At 62.6% G+C, this 9,719-nt stretch carries 6 protein-coding genes and 2 pseudogenes; 1 reads left to right on the top strand and 7 read right to left on the bottom strand.

Annotated features, from left to right (window positions below):
• From J2X09_RS26615 to J2X09_RS26605, 3 genes and pseudogenes are all read right to left on the bottom strand, one after another.
• A pseudogene (locus J2X09_RS26615) lies at positions 1-108 on the bottom strand (electron transfer flavoprotein subunit beta/FixA family protein); the annotation flags it as partial.
• A 21-nt stretch (positions 109-129) separates the two neighbouring features.
• Positions 130-1,332 carry a 3-oxoadipyl-CoA thiolase gene (gene pcaF / locus J2X09_RS26610; protein ID WP_204735925.1) on the bottom strand — a complete coding sequence of 401 codons (1,203 nt, stop codon included), beginning with the start codon at positions 1,330-1,332 and terminating at the stop codon, positions 130-132.
• A 23-nt stretch (positions 1,333-1,355) separates the two neighbouring features.
• A complete protein-coding gene (locus tag J2X09_RS26605; protein ID WP_204735924.1) occupies positions 1,356-3,620 on the bottom strand; it encodes an acyl-CoA dehydrogenase family protein in 2,265 nt (754 codons plus the stop codon).
• Positions 3,621-3,797: 177 nt separating this feature from the next.
• On the opposite strand from J2X09_RS26605, the gene J2X09_RS26600 reads away from it, so the two are divergent.
• The gene (locus tag J2X09_RS26600; protein ID WP_204735923.1) at positions 3,798-4,589 is read left to right on the top strand and encodes an SDR family NAD(P)-dependent oxidoreductase; all 792 of its coding nucleotides are present in this window, start codon (positions 3,798-3,800) and stop codon (positions 4,587-4,589) included.
• Between the two features lie 1,526 nt (positions 4,590-6,115).
• Here J2X09_RS26600 and J2X09_RS26595 read toward each other — a convergent pair.
• The 4 genes and pseudogenes from J2X09_RS26595 to J2X09_RS26580 form a co-directional block, all read right to left on the bottom strand.
• Positions 6,116-7,321 (bottom strand): CaiB/BaiF CoA transferase family protein, encoded by a 1,206-nt coding sequence (locus tag J2X09_RS26595; protein ID WP_204735922.1) that lies wholly within the window; start codon positions 7,319-7,321, stop codon positions 6,116-6,118.
• A 2-nt stretch (positions 7,322-7,323) separates the two neighbouring features.
• Complete coding sequence (locus J2X09_RS26590) at positions 7,324-8,310, bottom strand: Bug family tripartite tricarboxylate transporter substrate binding protein (protein ID WP_204735921.1); 987 nt, start codon at positions 8,308-8,310, stop codon at positions 7,324-7,326.
• 95 nt (positions 8,311-8,405) lie between these two features.
• On the bottom strand, positions 8,406-9,554 hold the full coding sequence (locus J2X09_RS26585; RefSeq protein ID WP_204735920.1) for an acyl-CoA dehydrogenase family protein: 1,149 nt from the start codon (positions 9,552-9,554) through the stop codon (positions 8,406-8,408).
• Positions 9,555-9,584: 30 nt separating this feature from the next.
• Positions 9,585-9,719 (bottom strand): annotated as a pseudogene (locus tag J2X09_RS26580) (electron transfer flavoprotein subunit alpha/FixB family protein); the annotation flags it as partial.

The raw sequence follows: 9,719 nt of genomic DNA, 5'->3' as shown, positions 1-9,719 counted from the left end.
GTTCATGCTCATCTTGACGTTGGCGATGTCCACCCCGCTTCCGTCGCTCTTCACGCGTACCTTGACGTTGTAATCCACCACGCGCTTGACGGGGATCAGTATCTTCATGGTGTTTCCCATTTCTTGCTTTCAGACTTTTTCGATGATGATCGCGATGCCCTGGCCGACGCCGATGCACATGGTGCACAGCGCGTAGCGCCCGCCCGTGGTGTGCAGGCGGTTGACCGCGGTGGTCGCCAGCCGCGCACCACTGGCGCCCAGCGGGTGCCCCAGCGCAATCGCGCCACCCCAGGCGTTCACTCGCTCGTCGTCGTCCTTCAGGCCCAGCATGCGCAGCACCGCCAGCCCCTGCGCCGCAAACGCCTCGTTGAGCTCGATCACATCCATCTGCTCCAGCGTCAGGCCGGTGAGCGCCAGCACCTTCTGCGTCGCCGGTGCCGGGCCGATGCCCATCACCCGCGGTGCCACGCCCGCCGTGGCCATGCCCACGATGCGTGCCTTGGGCGTCAGCCCGTTCTTCGCCGCCGTTGCCTCATCGGCCAGCAGCAGCGCACAGGCCCCGTCGTTCACGCCGCTGGCGTTGCCTGCAGTCACCGAGCCTTCGGGCTTGACCACGCCCTTGAGCTTCGCCAGCGCCTCCAGGCTGGTCTCGCGCGGGTGTTCGTCCTTGTTCACCACCAGCGCGTCGCCCTTCTTCTGCGGGATCGTCACCGGCACGATCTCGCGCGCCAGGTGACCCGCCTTCTGCGCGGCCACGGCCTTGAGCTGGCTTGAGAGCGCCATGCGGTCCTGCGCCTCGCGCTCGATCTTGTAGTCCACCGCCACGTTCTCGGCCGTCTCGGGCATGGAGTCCACGCCGTACTGGGCCTTCATCAGCTTGTTGACGAAGCGCCAGCCGATCGTCGTGTCATAGACGGCGTTGGCGCGGCTGAAGGCGGTCTCGGCCTTGGGCGTGACAAAGGGGGCGCGGCTCATGCTCTCCACGCCGCCGGCGATCATGAGGCCGGCCTCACCGGCCTTGATGGCGCGGGCGGCCGAACCCACGGCGTCCAGGCCGGAGCCACAGAGGCGGTTAATCGTGGCACCGGGCACCTCCATGGGCAGGCCGGCGAGCAGGGCGGCCATCCGTGCCACGTTGCGGTTGTCCTCGCCGGCCTGGTTGGCGCAGCCATAGAGCACGTCGACCACCGCAGCCCAGTCGACGTTGGGGTTGCGCTGCATGAGTGCCTTGATGGGCAGGGCGCCGAGGTCGTCGGCACGCACGCTGGACAGGGCACCGCCGTAGCGGCCGAAGGGGGTGCGAATCGCGTCGCAGATGAAGGCTTGGGTCATTGGTGTTCAGACTCCAGCCCGCGTCAACGAGGCAAGCCCAGTCCCCGCAGGGCGATGAGGTTGCGCTGGATCTCGTTGGTGCCGATGCTGATGACCCACATGAGCGAATGACGGAGGTTCTGCTCGATGCGCCCTCTTACGAGCGCTTCGGGTGCATCGGCCGACAAAGTGCCCTGCATACCCAGGATGTCCAGCGCGGACTCGTTGAAGCGCTCCATGAGCTCGCCCGCGTACACCTTGGCCATCGCAGCTTCCCAGGTGGGCTCCTCGCCTCGGGCGTACAGTTTGATGCTGTGCAGCGCCAATTGCCGCGCCGCCTCGATCTGAGCCGCGAACCCACCGATGGCACTTCGCACGAGCGGGTCCTGACGGACCACGGGGCCGTCGGCTTCAGATTCCGAACGCAGCACACCGCAGAACTGCTCGAATTGCCGCGCCATCTTCATGGCAATGCGGCTGCCCACGTAAGCCCGCTCGGTGCCCAGATTCCCTGTGAGCACCTTCCACCCGCCGTTCACCTCGCCAATCATGGCGCTGGCCGGCACCCGGACGTTATCGAGAAAGGTGTTGCAGAACTCGCCGTCGTACATGGTGCGCATGGGGTTGCGTGTGACGCCCGGCGTATTGGACGGCAACACGAACATGCTGATGCCGGCGTGAGCAGGCTTGGCGTCGGGGTCGGTCTTGGCCACCAGCCACATGTAGTCCGCCCAGTAGGTCGTTGTCCAGATCTTCTGGCCATTGATCACCCATTCGTCGCCATCCCGGACCGCCTTGGTCCGGATCGAGGACAGGTCGGAGCCAGAGTCAGGCTCGCTGTACCACATACCATAGCTCGCCTCACCGCGCAGCAACTCCGGCAGGTAGCGCTCCTGTTGTTCGGGCGTGCCGTACTGCATCCAAGCAGCGGCCTGAATCGGAGAGCCGGCACGCGGCGCCTCGGCCCGTTCGAGCTCCTGCATGAAAGCCAAAAGCTCGAACGCGGAGCGCTCCATGCCACCGAACTTTTGCGGCCACGTCAGACCCAGCCAGCCCTTGGCGCCCAATTGACGGGCGAGCTCCTCGTCGTACTCGCGATGGGTGGTGTCGCGGGCTTCGTACGCATGGCGGCGCTCCTTGGGCCAATGCTGGCCCAGCCATTCGCGGACTTCCCGGCGGAATGCGTTGCCAGCCTCACCGAGGTCGAATTCCGGCATCTCGTTATCCTCGTCCAGGTACCGGCGGGCGAGTTCTTCGCGCGCGGGCGCCCCGCCACCGTGGCGGGTCATGTCCAGATGCACGCGCCTGAAGTGGCGCGGCGCCTCGTGCTCCTCCGCATAACCGATCGCACCAAAGGCGTGATGGGTCTCCATGCTGATCTGACGAAGCGTCTCGCTCGCAAAGGCCCATGCGGCCGCTGCGAACGCTGTCCATTCGGGGATATGGCGGTCGAAGTGCTCGGCCGCGTTGTCGAGACTGAGCTGAATGCCCCACAGCGACATCAGGCAGTTGGCCAGCTTGTGCTGGATGGCCTGGAAGCGGCCCACGGCTTGGCCGAATTGGCGCCGCTCCTTCACATAGGCGACCACCATCTCGAAGGCCCGGTCTGCAGCGCCCCAGGCCCTTGCGGCATACGCCAGACGGGAAACCGAAAGGAGTTCTTGCACTCGAGCAGACGCCACCGGTACCACATGGGCAACCGCTTTCGAGAACGTCACGGCATGCAGCCATGGCACGCCAAGCGCTGGCGTCAGGACGGTATTCACGCCGGGGTCGTCAGCCTTGACCAGGCATAGCTCGCCGCCATCGGCAAACACCGCGAAATGCGTGGCAGCGGACGCACCTTCAATGAAGCGAGCCGTTCCAGTGCACAGCCCGCCATCCACGCTGAGCCTGCCCGTGTGGCGGTCGTGGTCCAGCCGACCGAAAGACAGGCAGACCAGCGCGGAGCCATTGGCCACATTCGCCAGCAGCTGATTGACGACGGGATCGTCTTTCAGAACGCCCAGCAGGGTGTTGAGCAGGAACGCATCACGCATCGGCGCCGCGCAGGCCGCGCGACCCAGTTCCTGCTGAACGACCAGCATCTCGCGAAGCCCGCCTTCCATCGGCTCGCTGCCGAGGGCCGTGACGCCTTGATCGGCCAGACCACGCCAGATCGAAACCTGCGCGCCTGCGTCTCCGTTCCTGGCGACTGCGGTCTCGGGAGACCAATGCGAAAGAAGAAAGCCCCGGACAGAGTCTCGGAGCATCTGCCGCTCTTCATCGGATGGCAGTTGATCGGGGGTGACGTGGCTCGTCGAGGACATGAAGCAAATCTCCTGCGGTTAATAGGTACATTGGTAAGACCATTTGATTCTAGCAACTCAATTTCCCTCAGCGCAAGACGACCCTTGAAGCCCGGGGCCTCTTGCTCAAATCTGCCTGTATCGTGCAAAATGGTACTACCAATGCACCTTTTTCAATTTCCACTCCGAAAATTCTTTATGAACCAAGCATCCACCCCGCTCCAAGATATGGGCAGCCTGCAAGGGCGCGTAGCCATCGTCACCGGCTCCGGCAAGAACATCGGCAAGGCCATCGCACTGGCGTTGGCCCGCAGCGGGGCCAACGTGGTCATCAACGGGCATTCCGACATGGCGGCGGTGGAGGCCGTGGTGGAAGAAGCCCGCAGCCTGGGTGTGCAGGCCATGGGGATCAAGGCCGACGTGGGCGACGAAGCCCAGGTGCGCGCCATGGTCGAACAGGCGCAGCAGCAGCTGGGCAAAGTGGACATTGCGGTGTCCAACGTATCCCTCCGGTTGAAGCAACCATTTCTGGAGATCAGCCCCGCGGACTGGCAGCGGGTGATCAACTTCAACCTCAACTCGGCGTTCTACCTGGCGCGAAGCGTCATCCCCGGCATGAAGGCGGCTGGATTCGGCAGGATCATCCACATCTCCGGCGTCGATGGCTTTGCCGGCCACCTGCCGGGCCGCGTGCACAACATTGCCTGCAAAGCGGCTGTGCACGCCATGACAAAAGCCTTGACCACCGAGTTCGCCGAGTTCGGCATCACGGCCAACACGGTGGCACCCGGTCACATCGACACCGAGCGGGACTGGTCCCAGTACGGTCCCCGCGACAGCTGGACAGAGTCACGCCGTCAGCACATTCCGATGAAAAAGATCGGCCGTGTGGACGACGTGGCCGAAGCGTGCGTCTACTTGGCCGGAGACGGCGCGGGCTTCGTCTCAGGCCAGGCCATCCATGTCAACGGCGGCCACTACATGTTCTGAAATGGTCTCGTTCGAAAGTGGAGTCACCGATCCGGATCAGCACAGCAGTCGAGGGGCCTGTGTGAATGTGTCAAGACTCGGCAATGCAGTATCAGTCGACCAGCAACTTCTGAGCGTGGCTGAGATCAGTCGTCAGCTTCAACTGACTCGAGGGCAGGTAAAACAGCTTGTGCTTTCCGGCAGGTTTGGCGAGTATGTGCGCAATGCAGGTGGACACCTACGTGTTAGCAAGCAGAGCGTCTTGAAATTTGACGGCATGCTGCCCACCCCGCTTGGAAAGACGCGTGTTTTGCGCAGAGCGCGAGCGCCAACTGTGAGCGAACTCTTCTGGCTCTATGATCAAGACTTGTAGCCTTGCACTGTTGCTACTCCTCAACTGCAGCGACTTCTTAGATCAAGTTCCACGCGCGGGCTGATCGCTCACAGGCGTCGCGAGACTTGGGATCAATTCATCCAGGCCACATCAACTCTCATTGAGTGCCTTGATTTCGTTGGAATTTCACGGGTGCCTCCCCGCCTCAGCATCTGAATAAAGCAAGGGCACACCAACTAGCGGCGCGCAAAGGTGATCGCTTAAGGGCACGCGCAATTGAGACCGATTGACGCAGGCTGTGTCACGGCAGTTCTTGGCTTCAATGCGCTTTGCTCGAGGGACTGCATGCGCTGCAAAGCACTAGCGCAATGAGCACGGGAAAATGAGTAGCCGCCTGCCAGATCCGCAAATGGCGCAAGCGGATAGCCGATGACACCATGATCATCTACAACCACTACGCGTTGCCCTGTCAGGACGTGCTGCCGCGTGCCAGCGCAATGAATGCGAAATAGGCTTCTTCAAACCAAGGAGCATTCTCAGGGCGTACATCCACTTCTTCGATGCGCCATTCGTCTGCGCAGCCTAGCGAGAGCGCAATCATCCGTTCCCTTGCGTTTACTTGGTCCTCGGTGGACGCAGGAAATGCTGCAAAGGCATCGTAGAAGAGTTCTTGAGGGCGAAGTATCTTACGAGAGCCATTGGTTAGATGTTAGCCCTATTGGCTGTACACCACCGCTCCGGCCGAGCAGGTTCAGGCTTGCAGCCCTTCAGTTACCACATTGGGCTTCTATCGCTGTAGCCGGGCAGCCGCGGAAGATCTCGCGGCGTACACGACAGCATCAAGAATTTTTTGCTTGCTAAGACGGCTGGCATTTCCAAGTAGTGTCTGTTTGTACTGAATAGATTTGCTCTGCTGATCGCCTTTAGGCTCACGGCGTGTTCTGGTCGTAGAGCCAGAACATTTCGCTGTACCAAGTGCGAACACGGCGTGATATTTTTCCAGCCTCGGTCTCTCGCTGGAACGTGGCCACAGCCTGCGCGCGAACTCTGAAGTGGCCTCGCGCATCGCGCTCGGCAGTGCCGAAGGCGCCAGAGCGGACAAGGCGTCTTACTTGCACCTTTCGCATCTGCAGCAGTTCGCCGACCTCTCTCACGCTCAGCAGGGTACCAACGCAAGTTACCGACACCCCTTGTAAAGCTTTGCTTGAGTCGCTCAACACCCAGGCCCCCTCGCCACGGTCTCGGACAGCAGGGCCTGGATCTCCTGCTCGGAGTAGTCGAACTCGCGCAGTACCTCCACGGTATCCTGCCCCAGCAGCGGCGCATAGTGCCGGTGCTCAGGCACTGAATGCGACCACTCCGTCGGTATGCCGATGTCGAGCATCTCCCCTTCGCTCGGATGCGCCACGCGTTGGAGGTATCCTGTCTGCAACAGATGGGGGTCGCTAAGGATGTCGTCGATGCTGTACATCCGTGCCGCCGGAATGTCGGCCTCGTCCAATAGGCCCAGCCAAGCGTCGGTGCTGCGTGTGCGGAAGATGTCGCCTAGGAAACCGTAGACGTGCTCGATGTGCTCCAGCCGCTGCCCCTGGCTGGAGAACCTCGGGTCGTTTAGGAAGATGTCAGGCTGGCCGATGGCGGCCAGGAAGTTGCGCCAGTGCTTGTCGTTGTAGACAAGCACGCAGATGTGTCCATCGCTCGTCTCGTAGGGGCGCCGGTCGCGCGCCAGGCTGCGCTGATATCCCGCTGGTGCGGTGCTGGGTTCGTACAGGCGCCCGGCCAGATGCTCGCCCAGCACGATGGAGAGCATGCCTTCGAACATGGGCACGTCCACCCGCTGCCCGATGCCCGTGCGCTCGCGGAAGAACAGGGCGGCGGTGATGGCGTTGCACAGCTGAAGGCCTACCACACGGTCCACCAGCACCATGGGCGCATACCTCGGCTTGTCGCCCGAAGCGGTGCCCGACAACCATGGGATGCCGCACATCCCCTGGATCAGATCGTCGTAGGCGGGTTTCGCCGCGTACGGGCCGCGCTGGCTGAATCCGTAGGCGCCTGCGTAGATGATCTTCGGAGAGACCTGCTTCACATCGTCGTAGCCCAGGCCCAACCGTGCCATGGCCTGCGGCCGGATGTTGTAGAGCAGCACATCCGAACCCGATGCCATCCGCAGCAGCGCTTCCCTGCCCGCCGGCCTTTTCAGATCGAGGACGACGGAGCGCTTGTTCCGGTTGGTCGTCAGATAGAAATGCCCCATGCCCGGATTGCGCATGGGGCCGGCCTGTCGCATCACGTCGCCACCGGGCGGTTCGATCTTGATCACGTCGGCACCCAGATCGGCCAGCTGTTGGCTCGCGTAGGGGCCCATGATCACGCTCGACAGATCGAGCACCCGGATGCCTGTCAGAGGACCACTCATGTTCAGTCGACCTTCGCGCCGGAGAGTTTGACGACCTTTGCCCATTTTTCGTACTCGACGTTCATGAACGTCTTGAATTCGACGGGTGTGAGGGTCCACGGCTCGTAGGCCATGCCACGGATCGCCTGCTGGAGTTCCGGCATCTGCATTGCCTTAAGCGCGGCCTGGTAGAGCCTGTCGACCAGCGCCGGAGGCAATTTCGCGGGCGCCACGAGGCCGAACCACAGGTCGCTGCCCGCCTCGTCGAAGCCGGGCACGCCCGACTCGCGCATGGTGGGCACGTCGGGCAGGTAGCTACTGCGTTTCGCGCTGGTCACCGCCAGCGGCTTGACATAGCCCGCCCGGATCTGGGGCAGTGCGGTGATGGGAATATCGAACATGGCCGACACCGTTCCTGCCATCACGTCCACCAGGGCGGGTGCGCTGCCCTTGTACGGAATGTGATCCAGCCGGGCACCGGTAAGCGATTTGAGCAGCTCGCCTGAGAGGTGATTGGTCGCGCCATTGCCACCCGAGGCGTAGTTCGCCTTCACGTCGCTGCGTTTGCTCCAGGCCACGAACTCGGCCACGTTGTTTACGGGCACCTTGGGGTTGACCACCAGCACGTTGGTGTAGGAGACGACGGGTGTGATGGGCGTGAGATCGCTGCGGGGATCATAGGGATGGCGCGGGTAGAGGTGCGGGTTGATGGCGGTGGTGCCCGTGTGCGCCATGCCGATGACGTAACCATCGGGGGCCGCCTTGGCCACGGCGTCGATGCCAATGCTGCCGCCTGCACCGGGGCGGTTGTCGACGATGATGGACTGGCCCAGCACCTCACCCATGCTCTTGGCCAGCGAGCGGGCCAGCCCATCGGTCGGTCCTCCGGCCGAGAAGGGAACGATCATGCGAATGGGTTTGGAAGGGTAGTCCTGCGCGGTGGCAGCCAGTGGCGCGATGAGCAGGCATCCGCCCAGGAAGTATCTCAGCAAGGTTCGGAAGGGGGTCATGGTCTTGTCTCCTTTTATGTCAATCCAGTACCGGTTCAGATGGCGTTCCCTCATGCGTCCATGGCGGCTCCTTTCGATCGGGTTGCCCTTGCCGCTCAGGCATGTTCGCGGAGCAGTTCGCGGGCGACGATGAGCTGCATGATTTGGCTGCTGCCCTCATAGATGCGGAGCAGGCGTGCATCGCGGTAGAGGCGTTCGATGGCGTATTCCTTGATGTAGCCATTGCCCCCATGGACCTGCAGCATGCGATCCGCGATGCGGCCGGCGGCCTCAGTCGCGTAGTACTTGCAGCATGCGGCCTCTTTGGTGGTTTTGTGTCCGGCGTCCTTCTCTCGCGCGGCCTTCTCGACCATGGCGCGCGCCGCGAAGAGTTCCGTCTGGCTCTCGGCCAGCATTGACTGGATCATCTGGAAATTCGCGATCGGCTGACCAAACTGCTTGCGCTCCATTGCGTAGCGTGTGCCTTCGTCCAGCAGTCGTGCGCAGAGCCCCGTCGCCACGGCCGCCATGTGCAGGCGGGCGTGGTCCAGCGACATCATGGCGTTGCGGAACCCAGTGCCCTCTGTGCCAAGCATGGCGCTGGCGGGGACGCGACAGTTCTCGAAGATCACATCCGATTCGTGTGAGCCGGCGAAGCCCATCTTCTTGTAAGGCTGCGCGACGGTGATGCCGGGCGTCTCGCGGTCCACAAGAAACGCGGAGATACCTCTGGACCCTGCCTCCTTCGGCGCCGTGCGGGCGAACACAGTGAACACCCCGGCGTGTATTGCGTTGGTGATGAAGCGCTTGGTGCCGTTGATGACGTAGTGGTCACCATCGCGGACGGCTTTGGTCGTGAGTGAGGCCGAATCGGATCCCGAGTCCGGTTCGGTCAAGCAGAACGAAGCCATCATCTCCCCGGTCGCCAGCCTGGGAAGGTATTTGCGCTTCTGCTCCTCGGTGCCTTCGTTGACGATGCCCAGGGTTCCCACACCGTTGGTGGTCCCGAAGTAGGAGCGGAAGGCGGGCTGCGCGTAGGCGATCTCGAAAACGACGCTCGCCTCCTCGAACATACTGAGTCCAAGGCCTCCGTATTCTTCGGGGATGGTCATGCCGAAAAGGCCCAGTTCCTGGAGTCCTTTCACGACGTGGGCAGGAATCTCCTGGGTTTCTTCAACCGTTGTTTCTGCCGGCAGCAGTACGTCGCGCGTGAATCGGCGGGCGGCATCGACCAGGAGTTCCAGGGTTTGTTCGCGGTCTGTCATGGTGTCTCGTTGGAGTGGTTGGAAAAAAGCTCAGGCGGCCTTGACGAGTTCGGGCACGGCCTCGAAGAGATCGGCCTCCAGGCCGTAGTCGGCCACGGAGAAGATCGGGGCCTCGGGGTCCTTGTTGATCGCCACGATCACCTTGGAGTCCTTCATGCCGGCCAG

Source organism: Hydrogenophaga laconesensis (assembly GCF_031457235.1).
GTDB lineage: Bacteria > Pseudomonadota > Gammaproteobacteria > Burkholderiales > Burkholderiaceae_C > Hydrogenophaga > Hydrogenophaga laconesensis.
The sequence above is the reverse complement of the archived record's forward strand: the minus strand, read 5'-3'. Positions and strand labels throughout refer to the sequence as shown.

What these genes read in the sequence shown, in the direction of transcription:
- J2X09_RS26605 (WP_204735924.1), bottom strand. Translation starts at nt 3,620, where the DNA reads ATGTCCTCGACGAGCCACGTCACCCCCGATCAACTGCCATCCGATGAA.
- J2X09_RS26595 (WP_204735922.1), bottom strand. Translation starts at nt 7,321, where the DNA reads ATGAGTGGTCCTCTGACAGGCATCCGGGTGCTCGATCTGTCGAGCGTG.
- J2X09_RS26590 (WP_204735921.1), bottom strand. Translation starts at nt 8,310, where the DNA reads ATGACCCCCTTCCGAACCTTGCTGAGATACTTCCTGGGCGGATGCCTG.
- J2X09_RS26600 (WP_204735923.1), top strand. Translation starts at nt 3,798, where the DNA reads ATGAACCAAGCATCCACCCCGCTCCAAGATATGGGCAGCCTGCAAGGG.
- pcaF (WP_204735925.1), bottom strand. Translation starts at nt 1,332, where the DNA reads ATGACCCAAGCCTTCATCTGCGACGCGATTCGCACCCCCTTCGGCCGC.
- J2X09_RS26585 (WP_204735920.1), bottom strand. Translation starts at nt 9,554, where the DNA reads ATGACAGACCGCGAACAAACCCTGGAACTCCTGGTCGATGCCGCCCGC.